Below are 16,353 nucleotides of genomic sequence, written 5' to 3' on the forward strand. Positions count from 1 at the left end.
GTTGCGTGATGTGATGGGTTTTCGCAAGCAGCCATCGCCGACAGGGTCGGCTCCCACCTCACCAAGCAAAGGGTAAACTGCCGTCTTTGCCCCGGAATCGTCGCATGCTCAACGTCACCGGATTGGTGAAGACGGTCCCCGGTGGGCGGACCCTCTTCGAAAGGCTCGACCTGTCGTTGGCTCGCGGGGAGTTCGTCGCCGTGACCGGCGAGTCGGGCGCTGGCAAGTCCACCTTGCTCAACCTGGTCGCCGGTCTCGATTCGCCGGATGCGGGGAGCGTGTGTATCGATGGAACCGACATCGCCGGCCTCGACGACGATGGCCGTACGCGTCTCAGGCGTGACCGCATCGGCTTCGTGTTCCAGGCATTCCATGTCCTGCCGCACCTCGACCTTGCCCACAACGTGGCGTTGCCTCTTGCGCTGCAGGGACACGATGCGCATGCGTCGCTCGTCGCGGCGGAGGCGATGCTCGCTTCCGTGGGTCTTGGCGGGCGGGGTGATGCGTACCCACGGGAGCTTTCGGGCGGCGAGCTCCAGCGCGTGGCCGTGGCCCGCGCGCTCGTCCACCGGCCCGGCCTGATCCTGGCCGACGAGCCCACCGGTAATCTGGATCCCGACACGGCGGCGCGCACGCTTGCATTGTTCGTCGACCAGGTGCGCCATGCCGGTGCCGCCGTGTTGTTGGTGACGCATTCCACGGTGGCGGCTTCCGCTGCCGATCGGACGCTCGTGCTTTCGCCGACAGGCCTCGTCGAACGTGGCTAGGCCGGCGTCCCTTTCCGTCGCTCACCGCTGGCTCCTCTGGAGCGAGTGGCGGGCGTATCCCGGCAGGGCGCTAGCCGCGGTACTGGCGATCGCGCTGGGCGTGGCGCTGGGTTTCGCGGTGCACCTGGTCAACGCGTCGGCGCTGGGCGAATTCGACAAGGCCATGCATTCGGTGAGCGGGTCGGCGGATCTCGAGATCAGGTCGGCCAACGCCTTTGGCTTCGATGAAATGCTCTATCCACGAGTTGCACGCTTGCCGGGGCTGGACGTGTCTCCCGTCGTTGCACTCTCCGCTCTCGTGGACGACAAGATCCAGGTCTCGTTGGAAGGTGTCGATGTCCTGCGCGCAGGCGGGATGGGGCAGGGTGCCTCCGACGGCGGGGCGGAGGGACTCGCCGACTTCCTCTCGGGCCGTTCGGTGTATCTATCGGCGGCGGCCCTTTCGGCGGCGGGGCGCAAGGTAGGCGATTCGATGACGCTCGGTGCGAACGGCCACGCGATCCAGGTTCGCATCGCCGGCACCCTGCCATCGCGCGCGAACACGAATGCCGTGACGATGGACATCGCCGCCGCCCAGTGGCGCTTCGGCATGCTTGGCCGTCTCCAACGTCTGGAAATCCGACTCGCACCGGGCATCGGCACCGCCGGGGCTATGCGTATGATCCGCGCGGTATTGCCGCCTGACGCCATCGTGACGGATACCGCCAGCGAAGCGGCGCGTAACGACGGACTTTCCGCCGCCTATCGGGTGAACCTCGACATGTTGGCGCTTATCGCGCTGCTGACAGGCGGTTTCCTCGTCTACTCCGCGCAATCGCTGTCGGTGGCAAGACGGCGCGCGCAATTCGCGCTGCTACGCGTCCTGGGCATGCAACGCAAGAAGGTGCTGGGACAAGTGCTGACCGAGGCCTCCGTGCTGGGTGTGGTCGGGGCGGGTGCCGGGGTCGCGCTCGGGCTGGGTTTGGCGTCGCTTGCGCTGAACCTGTTGGGTGGCGACCTCGGTGGCGGTTACTTCCACGGCAATGCGCCGCAGCTCGTGTTCGCGCCCTGGGCGGCGGCGATCTTCGGGTTGCTTGGCGTCGGCGCGGCGGTACTCGGCAGCATGGTTCCCGCGCTGGCGGCATCGCGTATCCTCCCGGCCCTGGCGATCAAGAACGCGGGCGACGCCGTCGATCCACGCGTTCGTGCGCGTCCATGGCGTGCGGTCGTATGCCTGGTCGGGGCGCTCCTGGCTTCGCTGCTGCCGGCGGTGGGAGGAATCGCGTTGTTCGGCTACGTGGCGATGGCGCTGTTGCTGGCCGGAGGCGTGATGCTCATGCCCTGGCTCGCCCGCGCGCTCGTCTCCCCGCTGCGGCATGTGCCCTTGCGCCATGTCCCGTTCCGGCTCGCCACCGCCCGTCTTTGGGGCGCGCCGTCACAGGCATCCGTCGCTTTGGCGGGCATCGTGGCGTCCACCGCGTTGACCGTGGCGATGGCGGTGATGGTCACCAGCTTTCGCGGTTCGGTGGAGCGCTGGCTGGGCGATGTGTTGCAAGCGGATGTCTATCTCATCGCCGAGGGCGGACGTGGAGGGTTCGATGCCGCGACGCTGGAACGCATGCGCAAGGTACCGGGTGTGGCGTGGCTGGGTGTGCTCAAAGAGACGCCGCTCCAGTTCGATGCGCGGCGTCCCGCCGTTACGCTGCTTGCGCGCACCTTGACCGGGCCCGGCGGTCATCTCGCGTTGATGGGATCGCGGATAACCGTCCCTGCCGGCGCGACCGCGGTATGGGTTTCCGAGCCGGCCTCGCGGATCTACCACTGGAAGCCGGGCGACACGTTGACGTTGCCGTTACCCGGTTCGCCAAAGGCCAGGGTTGCCGGTGTCTGGCGCGATTACGCCCGCCAACACGGCGCGATCGTCATGGATGAAGGCACCTATGCCCGCCTCACCGGCGACCGCAGTCGCACAAGCGTATCGGTACTTCTGGCCCCTGGTGCCAACAGCGATACGGTCGTTGCGGGCCTGCGCTCGGCGGTGGGCCCCGGCGGAGGCGGTGTCACCGTGAGCCGGCCGCAGGATATCCGCCGGCAGGCGCTGGAAGCGTTCGACCGCAGTTTCCTCATCACGTACCTGCTCGAAGGCATCGCCGTATGCGTCGGCCTGGCGGGCGTCGCGGCGACCATCGGTGCGCAGGTGCTTTCGCGTATACGGGAGTTCGGCATGCTGCGCCACGTGGGTGCGTTGCGCGGTGACCTCGTGCGCATGCTGCTGATCGAGGGCGCGCTGTTGGGACTGGTGGGTGGCATCGCCGGTGTCGCGCTCGGCGTGGCCATGAGCCAGGTGTTGATCCATGTGGTGAACCCGCAATCGTTCCATTGGACGATGGACACCTTGTTGCCATGGCCCTTGCTGGGCTGGGTGATAGCCGGGCTGGCGGTGGCGACATCCGGCACGGCCCTGGTCGTGGGGCGGAGCGTGCTTTCCGCCGATGCCGTGCGCGCGGTGCGGGAGGATTGGTGATGCGCCTGCTTCGTCTTGCCGTGCTGTCGTTGCTGGGGTTCGCGGCGTGTGGATGGGCCGATGACCGCGTCGCCTACGCACCAGTGCCAAAGGATGCACCGGTAGTGTTGCCGCGCGACCACGGTGCGCATCCCAATTTCAAGACCGAGTGGTGGTACGTCACCGGATGGCTACAAACGAAGGGCGGCCCCGTCGGTTTCCAGGTGACGTTCTTCCGCTCGCGTCTGCCCTTCGACGATGGCAATCCCAGCCGTTTCGCGGCCAGGCAGGTCGTCGTCGGGCATGTCGCGCTTGCCGATCCCGTGGTGGGACATCTCGAACAGGGACAGCGGCTCGCACGCGAAGGCTTCGGCCTGGCCGAAGCGGCGACGGGAGACACCGACGTGGTGTTCGGCGACTGGCGTCTCGTACGCGACAAGGAGGGCAGCTTCACGGCTCGTGCGGGCACGGCCCGGTTCACTCTCGACTTGCATTTGAGGCCTACGCAGCCGGCACTGCTGCAAGGCGACCGCGGCTACAGCCGCAAAGGCCCTGGGCAAGACGAGGCGAGCGCTTATTTCAGCATGCCCCACCTGGCTGTCACAGGGCGACTGACGCGAGGTGCGCGTACCGAGACGATCCGTGGCGAAGCGTGGCTCGACCGTGAGTGGTCGTCGAACCTGCTCAATCCCCGCTCGGTGGGTTGGGATTGGGCGGGCTTGAACATGGACGATGGCAGCGCCGTGACCGTGTTTCGCGTGCGCGATGCGCAAGGTCATCCTGTATGGGCCGGCGGCAGCGTGCGTGGCGCGGACGGCACGCTCACCCTTCTCGGCCCCGGGGACGTGGCATTCGCCCCCCGTCGCCGCTGGCATTCGCCACGTACAGGTGCGGACTACCCGGTCGAGACCACGGTGTCGGTCACGACTCCAGCCGGTACGAAACATTTCGAACTCCGCCCCTTGATGGACGACCAGGAGTTCGATACGCGCCGCACCGGTGGGCCGGTTTATTGGGAGGGAGCCGTGGAAGTGGATGGCGGCCGGGGGTACCTGGAGCTGGTCGGGTACGGCGGCAAGGTCAATTTTTAAACCAAACGCACCGGACCGGCATCCCCTCCGGACCTGGCCCCATCATGGTCAGCCCGATCAGGGGAGCTCCCTATGCGAGTTAGACGGTATTTTCTGAAGGCCGCCGTGTCGCTGGCGCTGCTGCTCTTCGTCCTTTCTGCATCCGCCGCGGATACCCCTCCGTCCCCAACGATATCGTCCGTCGATATCACCCACTTCTGGCAGGCCTACGACGCCGCTATCCGTGTGAGCGATCCGCTGGCGCAGCAGGACATCGTGCAGCGCCTGTACATCGACAAGGGTACCGCCGGTTTGCGGGCTTTCATGGAAGCGAAGGGTTATACGGTCCAGTCCTATGTGGATGCGATCCGGAGTTATCCGCGTTACTGGGCATCCATACGCCCGCATACGCTGCGCGCTCAATCGGCGATCGCGGCATTGCAGCCGGAGCTCGTGAAACTGAAGGTGCTTTATCCGCAGTTGCGGCCGGCGACCGTCTATCTCGCCATCGGCGCCTTGAAGTCGGGCGGCACGACCCAGGGAGACAAGGTACTCATCGGTGCCGAGCTCGCCACGGGTGACGAGACGGTGGATATCGGCGAAATGACGCCGAAGATGCAGGCCTGGTTGACCGGATACTTCCGTAGCAAGCCGTTCGACAACATGGTGCTGCTGACAGTCCACGAGTTCGTGCACACGCAGGAACACGGTACCGCCAGGAACTTGCTGGGACAGGCGGTTTATGAAGGCGTCGCGGACTTCGTCGCCGAGAAGGTCACCGGCCGAAAGCCGCCGCTTCCCTATGTCGACTATGGCCCCGGGAACGCCGAGGCCATCAAGGCGGCGTTCGCCAAGGACATGAACGGCGAGGACACGAGCGGATGGCTGTACAACGACACCCACAACGCCTTCGGTGTCCGGGATCTTGGTTATTACGTGGGTTATGCGATCTGCGAGGCGTATTACCGGAAGGCGTTGGACAAGCGGGCCGCGATCCGGCAGATGATCGAGCTGGATTTTTCCAGCGCGCACGCGGTGGAGGATTTCGTCACCTTGAGTGGCTATTTTGCCAGGGTGCCCCGTCAGCACGGATTGCCGTCCTTGTCGCGACCTTAAGCGTGCAAAAGGGAAATGCCGATTTCCACGATGATGAGCATGACGATGGCGATCTCGAGCAACTCGGCGCGCCGGCTGGATGCTTCGTCGTACAGCGCGGCATAGGTATCCCGGACAATGGCGAGCTTGCGGTCGACCGACGCGCTCAGGGCGGGCACGCGGAACAAGGACAGTGCCGTGCTGTAGACACGCGCGAGGTAGACGTCCTCGGTCACCTGCAACGCGTTATCGACGCGTTCGGTCAGCTCGGTGACCTCGGCGACGAGGGTATAGAGCCGCCGTGCGAGATGGGCGAAACGGCGCGACGCGAAAAGGGACGCGGCGGTCCGCGCCTTTTCCACCTGGTCGTACATGCGCGGCAGCTCGTTGTCGAGGAGGATGTCGTAATAGCGCAGCTCGACAAGCTGGGCATTGGCCACCTCGATGACATCCGCGACGTCCGAATCGCTTCGCGGCTCGTAGACAAAGGCGCGATCCCAGTTGAGGACGACGAGGTCGTCGGCGTAGTAGGAAAAGTTTCGTGAGAGAAGCTCCTTTCGGGAAGCCCTGGAAAGCGGGCGTGTCTCTCCCGAAAGCACTTCCGTCAGGTCGAGGCGCTCTTTCAGCGTCTCCGCGTCCATGGGCTCGTTGAACGCCTGGACGGTCGCGATGAGGTAATCCTCGTCCAGTCGCTCGCCTTCGGCGGGACGGTCCAGGGCGGGACGAATGACCTCGTGCACGCGGTCGAGGAGATCGTCCCAGAACGTCGTCCGCGCGGACGGGCCGAATTGAGCGTCGATGGCGGCGACGTCCTTGACGTAATCGGGCCAGGGCCGGTCCCTGCACGGAGCACGAAGCGAGAGCGTCGCGACGCCGAAATCGTATAACCGGACCGAGACCGCGGCTCGCACCGCCCCCCCTGCAAGGGGAACATGGACCTCTCCCAGCGAAAGCCATAGAGGAGCGACACCGAAGGCCACGGCCTTGGGTGGCGTGCTTGAAAGATAGGAGCGATTGAAGGCGGTGTTCGCATGTGCCGTCCACAGGCGTTCCGCCTGCACCAGGTCGATGCTATAGGCGATGTCGACCAATCGCAGGATGGTCAATTCACCGGATGTAACGACGGGGTGGGCGGAAGCCACGGCAAGAGCCTCGGTCTGGACGCGGTAGTGTAGGCGGACGATTGTGAAATCCCGACGTTGGACTCGTTACACGTGCCGCATCCGCGTCAGACGGAAGCCATGACGTGCTCGCGCAGCCACATGTGCGCTGGATCCCGATGGGAGCGCTCGTGCCAGAGCATTACCATCTCGAATCCTGGCACGTCCACCGGTGGCTCGACCACCCGTAGCCCAGTGGCATGCCGGATCAGGCGCTCCGGCACCATGGCGACAATGTCCGTGGTCGCCAGTACCGAGAGCAGGAAGAGGAAATGGGGTACGGACAATACCACGCGGCGGCTGAGGCCTTGTCTGGCCAGCGCTTCGTCGGTGATACCGCGAAAGCCGCCGCCATCGGGTGAAACGATGGCGTGTTCCAGCTTGCCGAACTGCGACAGGGTGGGGCGCCGCTTCAGCGCCGGATGGCCCAAGCGACCGGCGAGCACATATCGTTCCGTGAACAACGCGCGCTGGTGAAGGTCCGCCGGTGCCATGTCCTTTGTCCTGAGGGCCAGGTCGATGTCGCCGCGTTCGGCCATGCGAGCGACCCGGTCGGGCGCGATGTCGAGCACGGCCAGGCGCGTGCCGGGTGCCGCGGCGCGCAAACCGCGCATGGCGGGAATGAGCACCGTCGACTCGCCATAGTCCGCCGCGGCCACCCGCCACGTCTGGTCCGCCAGGGCCGGATCGAAAGGCGCGGTGGGTGCGACCGCGAGCTCGAGCTCACGAAGAGCCTCTTTCAACGGTCCACGCAACGCGTCCGCACGTGCCGTAGGCAGCATTCCCCGGGGACCGGGAAGCAGGAGTGGATCTCCGAAAATGTCCCTGAGCTTTGCAAGATGCACGCTGACCGAGGGCTGCGAAAGGTGCAGGCGCTCGGCCGCGCGGGTGACATTGTGCTCGGAAAGGAGGACATCCAGCGTCACCAACAGGTTGAGGTCGATCCGACGAAAATTAATCATGTCTATAGCTGGAATTATATAAATTCATTTTGACTATACCTCAAGTGCACCCATCATGACGGCATACCGATTCTTGGAGTTCGTCATGAAAGTCCTTCTCGTCTATGCCCACCCCGAACCCCGGTCACTCAACGGGTCGATCAGGGATTTTGTCGTCAAGCGGCTCACGGATGCGGGGCACGAGGTGAGGGTTTCGGACCTGTATGCGATGGGCTGGAAGGCCTCACTGGATGCCGCCGATAGCACCGGGTGGAACGACGACGAGCGGTTCGAGCCCTCACGCGCTTCGGCACGTGCCTTCGCGAACGGGCATCAAAGTGCCGACATCGCCGCGGAGCAGGAGAAGCTCTTGTGGGCGGATGCACTCATCCTGCAGTTCCCCCTGTGGTGGTTCTCGATGCCCGCCATCCTGAAAGGATGGGTGGACCGCGTGTATGCGAACGGCTTCGCGTACGGTGTCGGCGAGCACTCCGACCAGCGCTGGGGCAACCGTTATGGCGAGGGCAACCTGTCCGGGAAGCGGGCGATGCTGATCGTCACCACGGGCGGGTGGGAGTCGCATTACAGCGCGCGCGGTATCAACGGGCCGATGAACGACGTGTTGTTTCCCATCCAGCACGGCATCCTGTACTACCCGGGCTTCGACGTCGTGCCGCCGTTCGTCGTCTACCGTACGAGCAAGGTCGACGAGGCCCGCTTCGAGGCGACGCGCGAAGCATTGGGTGAGCGGCTCGACAGCCTGTGGGAGACGGCGCCGATTCCGTTCCTGCCGCAGAACGGCGGTGCTTATGCCATTCCAGAGCTCACGTTGAACGACGATTTCTCGGCTGGCAAGACGGGCTTCGGCGCACATGTCATGGGATGAGTGTCCCTCGGGCACTGCATCTAGAGCCCGCCGGCACCACGCACGGCGCCCGGCGGGCGTCCCATCACGCGCTTGAACGCACGGCTGAACGCCGCGAGCGAACCGTAGCCCAGCCGGAACGCGACGGATTCGATCGACTCGCGTTCGCGTCCGATCCACTGCGCGGCGAGCCGCATGCGCAGTTCGGTGAGGTAGCGCAGCGGTGTCATGCCGGTGGCCTCGAGGAAGCGTTCGGCGAACACCGAGCGCGAGCTGCCCATTTCCGCGGCGAGTTCGGCAACGGTCCAGTTCCTTCCCGGATCGCGATGCAACGCGACGATGGCCTTGCCAAGGCGTGGATCGCGCAAGGCCTGCACCCAGCCGGTGGCGTCACCGCAACCGCATTCGACCCAGCCACGCACGATGATCGCCGAGACGACGTCGGCGAGACGGGCAAGGATGCCGGCGAATCCCGCCCGCTTCGCGCATGTCTCGCGCTCCATCGCATCCAGGATGGGTGGCAGTTCCGGATACTTCTCCAGCAGGGTGCGTACTTGCATCACTTCAGGCATGGCCGCGACCAACGGCTGCATGCCGCCCAGCTCGAATTCCATGCAACCACTGAAGACCAGCGCGCCATCCTCGCGGGTTGCGGCGGGGCAGTCGGGGTGGATGTCGTTCACGGTCTCGCACAGTGGCGTGGCGTCGAAGCTGGCGATGTCGCGGCAGGGCACGTCGGCGGAGGAAAGCAATGTATGAGAGCTTCCCTGAGGCATGAGTACCGCATCGCCCTTCGATAGCGGGTACAACGTGCCGTCACCTGTCCGGAGCAGCACCGGTCCGCGTCCCACGAAATGGAACTGTGCCCTTCCCGGCGCCGCATGGAAGGCGATGCCGAATGGCCTGGCCACTTCGATCCGCCGGTACTGCACGCCATTCAGGCGCATGCCGAGAAGCAGTTCGCTGGCCGGGTCGGGGTCTCGGGTGGGGACGAGGAGGCTCATTGCGCGGACGCATGATCAACTATTGAGGAGTTAGCATCATATACCGTCCGGCACCTGACGCTTAACCTGCCGCTTTCCCTGACTACGGAAGCGACATGAATACCTGTGTGGAAGCCGCCATCGCGGCACCCGAGGAGGTCCAGCCCGCCTGGGGCGCGGTTTTCGCCATGACCCTGGGCGTATTCGGCCTCATTACCGCCGAATTCCTGCCCGCGAGCTTGCTTACACCCATGGCGGCCACGCTGGGCGTGACCGAGGGCATGGCCGGGCAGACCGTGACCGCCACGGCGGTGGTGGCCCTGGTGACCAGCCTGGTGATCGCCGTGGTGACGCGCAACATCGACCGGCGTTGGGTGCTGCTGGCGTTCTCGGTCTTGCTGGTCGGGTCGAACCTGCTGGTCGCTTTCGCGCCGAACCTCACCGTGGTGTTGTCGGGCCGCGTGTTGCTCGGGATCGCGATTGGCGGTTTCTGGACGATGTCCGCCGCCACGGCGATGCGGCTGGTGCCGGAAGCCATGGTGCCGCGTGCGCTGTCGATCATCTTCAGTGGTGTCTCGGTCGCCACCGTGGCGGCGGCACCGCTGGGTAGCTACTTCGGCCACCTGATCGGCTGGCGAAACGTCTTCCTCATCGCCACCGCGATCGGCGTATTCGCCTTCATCTGGCAGCTGTTCACCTTGCCGCGCATGGCACCGACTGGATCGGCGCGCATGGGAACGCTGGTGGAGGTGATGAAGCGGCCGGCGATGCGCATGGGCATGATCGCGGTGGTACTGGTGTTCACCGGCCACTTCGCCTTCTTCACCTATCTGCGGCCGTTCCTGGAAGTGGTCACCGGCGTCAGCGTCAATGGCTTGTCCGGCATGCTGCTCGGTTTCGGCGTGGCCAACTTCATCGGCACGTCGCTGGCAGGCTTCGTGCTCGAGCGAAACCTGCGCATGATCCTGCTGCTCATGCCATTGGCGATGGGCGGCATGGCTCTCGCGCTCGTCGTTCTTGGCCGCGCGCCCGTGGCCGATGCCATCCTCGTGGCGCTATGGGGCATGGCCTTCGGTGGCGTGCCGGTCGCGTGGACGACATGGATCACGCGCACCGTGCCGGACGAGGCAGAGAGCGGCGGTGGCCTGATCGTCGCCGCCATCCAACTGGCCATCACGCTCGGTGCGGCGGTGGGTGGCGCGGTCTTCGATGCCACCGGGGCGAAGGGCGTATTCATCGGTTGTGGGATGGTCCTGCTGGTTGCCGCGGCGACGATCGGCACGAAGCTTCATCCCGTGTCTCCCGCCTACGACGCCAGGAATTTCATCGGCGAAGCCGACGAGGCTTGAGCGGCACGATCCCGATATTGACCCTGGGCGATATTGCCGAGGACAATGCGCACCAATTCCCCAAAGGCGGGCATACCCATGAAAGACGACCCTAGTCGGTTCGCTTCCCATACGTAGCACCGTCTCCGACGACATCCGGATGCGGCGTATAACCATCCGGCTGTCGTTTACACGCGATAGCCCTCCAGGGCGACCGGCAAGCAAGGCTCCGGTTGCCGAGGTGCAGCATGTCCCGGTTCTTTTTTTTCCTGCTGGCCGCGTGGTCGGCGTTCGCCAGCCTGCCGAGCTTCGCCTCGGGAGGCAGCTATCTTGTCGATGACGCGGCCATTACGCCCGCGTCGCATTGCCAGCTCGAAAGCTGGACGCAGTTCCGTACCACGGCCCGAAGCGTAACCACCGTGCCCGCGTGTTCCTGGGGTGCCGTCGAGTTCTCCGCGCAGCTCACCGGTGGCGTGCATGCGGGGGCGGGAAGCGTGGCGCCCGGCGCGAAGTGGCAGGTGTCCAATGGATCGCGTATATCGACGGCGCTCGATGCCGGCGTGACCGTTCAGGGTGGGCATGTGAGTGGAGCCATCGCCTATGCGGCTTCCACGGTCCAACTGGACGCGGCGGGGCGCTGGCTGTTCAACGTCAACGTCGGCGCCACCCATCAGAAAGGCGAACCGACGCGGCGGATTCTCGGCGGTGGCATCGAGTTCGCCGCGTCGGCCAGCGCCACGCTGCTTGCCGAAGTACTGGACACGGCCGGTGCGGGGCGGACCTTGCAGGCGGGCGTCCGGCTACCTTTCGGCGACAACAGCATCGACCTCGTGGTGGGCCGTGCCCTGGGCCAGCAAGCGGACCACTGGATCAACATGGGCTTGAATCTGGCGTTCTGAGACATACTCGCGCTTTTCATCCGCGCGAACCGCCATGACCATCCACTTCTCCTGCACCATGTGTGGCCGCTGCTGCAACGGCCTTCGCTTGCCTGTGAGCGTCGACGAAGCCATGGCCTGGCTTCGCGATGGCGGCGACGTGCAGGTATTTTGCGAAGCGATTCCCTGGCCGGAAGATCCGGCCGCCGACAATCGTCCCGCCTGGTACAAGCACCGCCGCTCGTTTCCCGCGACGAGCGGCTCGTTGCCGGTGCGCGTGATCGTATCGTTAATGGCGACGTTCGAGGGTCCGTGTCCGAACCTCCAACCCGACCTGCGGTGCGGCATCTACGAGCGCCGTCCGCGTACCTGCCGTGTATATCCGGCGGAAGTGAATCCGTTCTTCCAGCTCGATCGTGCCGGCAAGCTGTGTCCGCCCGAGGCGTGGCAGGCCGAGGGACTCTTGCAGAACGACGACGGCGAATGGAGCGATCCCGAGATGGCCCAGGCGGTCGTGCGGATGCGTGAGGCGGACGCGCGCGATGCGCAGGTCAAGGCGCGTGTTTGCGCGTTGCTCGGTATCACGATGGGCGGGCTATCGAACGAAGGGGTGGTCGTGCATGCGTCGGAACGGGGGCGCTTGTTGGCTGCGTTGGAGTCGGCGCTCGATGCGGACAGTGCCGTCGGTGGCACGAACGCCGGATGGTCCATCGTGAGCAACCGCAAGGCGACGCTCGAGCTCTTGCGGTCTGCGGGGACGGTATCGACAGGGGCTTCTGAGGTCGGGTCGAACGGCATCAGTTACATGGGCTTCCTGGCGAGTGACGCGGAGTAGCGCTGGGCGTTGCCCCGAAAGCCGAGCCGTATAAGGTCAACGAGGAATCAGAAGCCGAAAGAAGAGCGCCACGAGGGTCACCGCGAGGACACCGCCCGCGTAGAGCAGGGCGAACCATGCCACCTGACGCCAGCGGCTGCGGGTGGGCATCAGTGGTAGCCCTCGTCGCTGGCCCTCACCTTGCCCCGGAAGACCCAATAGGCGAGGGTGGTGTAGGCGAGGATGATCGGAATGACGATGGCGGCGCCGATCAGGGTGAATACCTGGCTCGACCGCGGGGCCGAGGCCGTCCAGATGTCGACCGACGGCGGGATGATGTTCGGGAAGATGCTGATGATCAGCCCGGTGTAGCCAAGGAACAGGATCGCCATGGTCAGCAGGAAGGGCGCGCGGTCGGCACCGCGGCGCACGCAGACCAGGATGCCGATGAGGCAGGCGATCACCAGGACAGGCACGGGCAGGAAGAAGAACAGGTCCGGCAGCGCGAACCAGCGCTTCGCCACGGATTCCTGGCCCGCGATCGTCCAGATGCTGACGATGCCGACCGTCGCGCCCAGCGCGAGCGTCAACGGGCGCATCAACACCGCCATGCGGCGCTGGAGCTCGCCTTCGGTCTTCATCAGCAACCAGCCGCAGCCTAGCGTCGCATAGGTCACCAACAGGCCGATGCCACTGAACAGGTTGAACGGCGAGAACCAGTCGAAGGGGCCGCCGGCGAACTTGCCGTCGCGCACCTCCACGCCTTGCAGCAAGGTACCGAGGATCACACCCTGGGCGAACGTGGCCACGCCGGAGCCGGCGATGAAGGCGAGGTCCCACAGGTGCTGCGTGCGCCGTGCCTTTGCACGGATTTCGAAAGCCACGCCACGGAAGATCAACCCGCAGAGCATGGCGATGATGGGCAGGTAGGTTGCCGGCAGGAGGATGGAATAGGCGAGGGGAAACACGGCGTACAGGCAGGCGCCGCCGAGCACCATCCATGTCTCGTTGCCATCCCACACGGGTGCCACGGTGTTGAGCATCACCTGGCGTTCGCCCTCTCGGTCGAAGAAGGGGAAGATCAGGCCGATGCCGAGGTCGAAGCCATCCAGCATGACGTACATGAACACGCCGAACGCGATGATGGCCGCCCAGATGACTGGCAAGTCGATATGCATGGCGGTTACTCGTCGATGGAGTCGGTGGGGCGCGACAGCGGGCGATGGTCGAATCGCTCCCTGCCACGGCCGGTGTCGCTGGCTTCGGCATCGGCTTCGTCGTGGGGCAGGTGCGGTCCTTTCGCCATCAGCTTGAGCATGTAGTAGATGCCGGTACCGAAGACGAGGAAGTACACCATCACGAAGATCATCAGCGATGTGCCGACCTGGTCCACGGTGATGGCCGAGACGGCGTCGCGCGTGCGCAACACGCCATAGACCACCCACGGCTGGCGCCCGGCTTCGGTCGTCACCCATCCGGCCAGGAGCGCGATCAGGCCCGAAGGCGCCATGAACAGGGCGAAGCGCTGGAACCAGCGTGCGTCGTACAGGCGGCCATTGCGCCGCAAGGCGAGCCCACACACGGCGAGCAGGAGCATCAACAGGCCCATGCCCACCATGATACGGAAGCTCCAGAAGACGATCGTCGAATTCGGGCGGTCTTCCGGCGGGAACGACTTCAGGCCCTGGATCTCGCCGTTCCAGCTATGCGTCAGGATGACGCTGCCCAGGTGTGGCACCTTGACGGCATAGCGGGTGGTCTCCGCGTCCATGTCCGGCCAGCCGACGAGGTTGAGCGATGTGCCGCCTTTCTCGGTTTCCCAGAGCCCTTCGATGGCGGCGATCTTGGCCGGCTGGTGCTCACGCGTGTTGAGTCCGTGCGCGTCGCCAACGGCGACCTGGATCGGCACCACCACCAGCAGCATCCACAGGGCCATGGAGAACGACTTGCGGATGGCGTCGTCCTTTCGCCCGCGAAGGAGGTGCCATGCGCCGCATGCACCGACGATCACGGCGGCCACGATAAATGCCGCCAGCGCCATGTGCACAAGGCGATAGGGAAAGGACGGGTTGAAGACGATCTTGAGCCAGTCCGTGGGAACGACCTTGCCGTCGACCAGGGCGAAGCCCTGAGGCGTCTGCATCCAGCTGTTCGAGGAAAGGATCCAGAAGGTCGATATCAGCGTGCCCACGGCGACCATCAGCGTGGCGAAGAAGTGCGCCCTGGGGCCCACCTTGGTCCAGCCGAAAAGCATGATGCCGAGGAAGCCGGCTTCGAGGAAGAACGCCGTCATCACCTCGAAGGCCAACAGCGGGCCGGTGACCGCACCGGCAACGGCCGAGAATCCCGACCAGTTGGTGCCGAACTGGTAGCTCATCACGACGCCGGAGACCACGCCCATGGCGAAACCGACAGCGAACACCTTCGACCAGAAGAAGAACAATTCCTTGTAGACCACCTTGCCGGTCTTCAGCCAGAGCCCTTCGAGCACGGCCAGATAGCTGGCCAGCCCGATGCTGATGGCCGGGAAGATGATGTGGAAGGACACCGTGAAGGCGAATTGCCAGCGAGCCAATAGGAGCGCCGTGTCGGATACGTGCATGGGAACCTCCGTCTGGCTTCCAGTCTAGGTCGTGGCGCGCGCAGGGTACGCCGGCGCGACACTTTGGCGCGTGAAGGATTGTCGCAGGACGGGTGACCCGGCTGAATTGCAGCGTCTTGCCGCGACACGGTGTTTCCGGCCCCAACGTGCCGCCGGGACACGGAACTAGCGCTGGCAGTCAATGTCCCATGGCTTCCGATGCTAGGATTCCGTCTGGCATCCATCCACGCGGCCTCCGGAAGCAGACATGGAATGGCGGTCCCTTGCACGTACCGAATGGTTCCTGCCGGTGAGCCTGGTGACCTGCCTCGTCTTCCTGGCCATCCCCGCGGTCTTGCTGTCCGGCCTGGAGTCGAGAGGCTGGTTGGTCGTCGTCTTCGCCTGGCTGTTCCTCGTCGTCCTGGGTTCGGCGGTCGCTGTCGTCCGCCACGCCGAGCATCTTGCGCATCACCTGGGTGAGCCGCGCGGCACGCTCATCCTCACGCTGGCGGTCACGTCCATCGAAGTGATGAGCGTATCGGCGGTGATGCTCCACGGGGCGAACAACCCGACTCTCGCCCGCGACACCTTGTTCTCCGTCACGATGATCGTGTTGAACGGCATGGTAGGGCTTTCGTTGCTACTGGGTGGTCTGAAGCACAGCGAGCAGTCGTACAACCTGCAAGGCGCGAATGCCTACCTCGGCCTGATCATTCCGCTCGGTGTCCTCAGCATGGTGTTGCCGAGCTTCACCCGGGACGCCGTCGATTCACCGTTGAGGTTCTCCCATCAGTTGTTCCTGGCGATCTTCGCGCTGTTGCTCTATGCCACCTTCCTGTTCCTGCAGACGCGTCGATTGAAAGGCTATTTCGTTCCTGACGGTATGCCCTTGCGTGTCGGGCCACCGACGACTCGGACGCGAACGCCCCCCCATGGGCCGCTGGTATCGGCCTTGCTGCTCGTCGCGTACATGCTGCCGGTCGTCTTTCTGGTCGACAGGCTGGCGGTGCCTGTCGATTACGTGGTGGAAACGCTCGGTGCGCCCGCCGCTCTCGGCGGCCTCGCCATGGCGATACTCGTGGCGATGCCCGAGGGCATGGGTGCCATACGTGCAGCCAATCGCAACGAATTACAGCGGGCAGTGAACGTCTTCATGGGTTCGGTGCTTTCCACGATCGGGCTCACCATTCCCGCGATCCTCATCATCGGTGGCTTGACCGACCATCCGGTGATGCTTGGTCTGCGCCACACGGACCTCGTGCTGTTCGTGTTGACCCTGTTTCTGTGCATGGTCACGTTTTCCAGCCGGCGTACGCACTTGCTGCAGGGCGCCGTTCACCTCATGCTGTTCGCATGCTTCATCTTTTTCGCCTTCGCGCCCTGAACGGA

The 16,353-nt window shown here is 64.9% G+C and carries 15 protein-coding genes; 9 read left to right on the forward strand and 6 right to left on the reverse strand.

The window, feature by feature from the left end; translation table 11 throughout:
• The first annotated feature begins 104 nt into the window (after positions 1-104).
• From J2T07_RS00975 to J2T07_RS00990, 4 genes are all read left to right on the forward strand, one after another.
• Positions 105-767, forward strand: coding sequence for an ABC transporter ATP-binding protein (locus J2T07_RS00975; protein ID WP_306846639.1), 663 nt, complete (start codon positions 105-107; stop codon positions 765-767).
• On the forward strand, positions 760-3,270 hold the full coding sequence (locus J2T07_RS00980) for an FtsX-like permease family protein (RefSeq protein WP_306846641.1): 2,511 nt from the start codon (positions 760-762) through the stop codon (positions 3,268-3,270). Before J2T07_RS00975 ends, J2T07_RS00980 begins: the two co-directional genes overlap by 8 nt.
• Entirely contained in the window at positions 3,270-4,340 is a 1,071-nt protein-coding gene (locus J2T07_RS00985) for a lipocalin-like domain-containing protein (protein ID WP_306846644.1), read from the forward strand. Before J2T07_RS00980 ends, J2T07_RS00985 begins: the two co-directional genes overlap by 1 nt.
• 72 nt (positions 4,341-4,412) lie before the next feature.
• Positions 4,413-5,435 carry a hypothetical protein gene (locus J2T07_RS00990; protein WP_306846646.1) on the forward strand — a complete coding sequence of 341 codons (1,023 nt, stop codon included), beginning with the start codon at positions 4,413-4,415 and terminating at the stop codon, positions 5,433-5,435.
• On the opposite strand, the gene J2T07_RS00995 is transcribed toward J2T07_RS00990, so the two are convergent.
• Positions 5,432-6,556, reverse strand: coding sequence for a hypothetical protein (locus J2T07_RS00995; RefSeq protein ID WP_306846648.1), 1,125 nt, complete (start codon positions 6,554-6,556; stop codon positions 5,432-5,434). The genes J2T07_RS00990 and J2T07_RS00995 overlap by 4 nt on opposite strands.
• An 86-nt stretch (positions 6,557-6,642) precedes the next feature.
• Positions 6,643-7,536, reverse strand: a complete 894-nt coding sequence (locus J2T07_RS01000; protein ID WP_306846650.1) for a LysR family transcriptional regulator — start codon at positions 7,534-7,536, stop codon at positions 6,643-6,645.
• 85 nt (positions 7,537-7,621) lie between these two features.
• On the opposite strand from J2T07_RS01000, the gene J2T07_RS01005 reads away from it, so the two are divergent.
• Positions 7,622-8,401, forward strand: a complete 780-nt coding sequence (locus J2T07_RS01005) for an NAD(P)H-dependent oxidoreductase (protein ID WP_306846652.1) — start codon at positions 7,622-7,624, stop codon at positions 8,399-8,401.
• A gap of 20 nt (positions 8,402-8,421) precedes the next feature.
• Here J2T07_RS01005 and J2T07_RS01010 read toward each other — a convergent pair whose 3' ends face one another.
• Positions 8,422-9,384, reverse strand: coding sequence for an AraC family transcriptional regulator (locus J2T07_RS01010; RefSeq protein WP_306846654.1), 963 nt, complete (start codon positions 9,382-9,384; stop codon positions 8,422-8,424).
• A gap of 95 nt (positions 9,385-9,479) precedes the next feature.
• On the opposite strand from J2T07_RS01010, the gene J2T07_RS01015 reads away from it, so the two are divergent.
• The 3 genes from J2T07_RS01015 (at position 9,480) to J2T07_RS01025 (ending at position 12,404) form a co-directional block, all read left to right on the forward strand.
• Positions 9,480-10,712 (forward strand): MFS transporter, encoded by a 1,233-nt coding sequence (locus tag J2T07_RS01015; protein WP_306846656.1) that lies wholly within the window; start codon positions 9,480-9,482, stop codon positions 10,710-10,712.
• A gap of 227 nt (positions 10,713-10,939) precedes the next feature.
• Entirely contained in the window at positions 10,940-11,590 is a 651-nt protein-coding gene (locus tag J2T07_RS01020; RefSeq protein ID WP_306846658.1) for a hypothetical protein, read from the forward strand.
• Between the two features lie 34 nt (positions 11,591-11,624).
• Positions 11,625-12,404 carry a YkgJ family cysteine cluster protein gene (locus J2T07_RS01025; RefSeq protein ID WP_306846660.1) on the forward strand — a complete coding sequence of 260 codons (780 nt, stop codon included), beginning with the start codon at positions 11,625-11,627 and terminating at the stop codon, positions 12,402-12,404.
• Positions 12,405-12,440: 36 nt separating this feature from the next.
• Here J2T07_RS01025 and J2T07_RS01030 read toward each other — a convergent pair whose 3' ends face one another.
• From J2T07_RS01030 to J2T07_RS01040, 3 genes are read right to left on the reverse strand one after another with little or no spacing between them, the layout of a single operon-like run.
• Positions 12,441-12,554, reverse strand: coding sequence for a DUF2474 family protein (locus tag J2T07_RS01030; RefSeq protein ID WP_306846662.1), 114 nt, complete (start codon positions 12,552-12,554; stop codon positions 12,441-12,443).
• Entirely contained in the window at positions 12,554-13,561 is a 1,008-nt protein-coding gene (gene cydB, locus J2T07_RS01035; protein ID WP_306846665.1) for a cytochrome d ubiquinol oxidase subunit II, read from the reverse strand. The genes J2T07_RS01030 and cydB overlap by 1 nt, the downstream gene beginning before the upstream one ends.
• A gap of 5 nt (positions 13,562-13,566) precedes the next feature.
• Positions 13,567-14,985, reverse strand: a complete 1,419-nt coding sequence (locus tag J2T07_RS01040; protein ID WP_306846667.1) for a cytochrome ubiquinol oxidase subunit I — start codon at positions 14,983-14,985, stop codon at positions 13,567-13,569.
• Between the two features lie 247 nt (positions 14,986-15,232).
• Here J2T07_RS01040 and J2T07_RS01045 point away from each other — a divergent pair, with 247 nt between their 5' ends.
• The gene (locus J2T07_RS01045; protein ID WP_306846668.1) at positions 15,233-16,348 is read left to right on the forward strand and encodes a calcium:proton antiporter; all 1,116 of its coding nucleotides are present in this window, start codon (positions 15,233-15,235) and stop codon (positions 16,346-16,348) included.
• Positions 16,349-16,353: the final 5 nt, after the last annotated feature.

This window comes from Luteibacter jiangsuensis (assembly GCF_030812295.1).
In the GTDB taxonomy this organism is placed as follows: domain Bacteria; phylum Pseudomonadota; class Gammaproteobacteria; order Xanthomonadales; family Rhodanobacteraceae; genus Luteibacter; species Luteibacter jiangsuensis_A.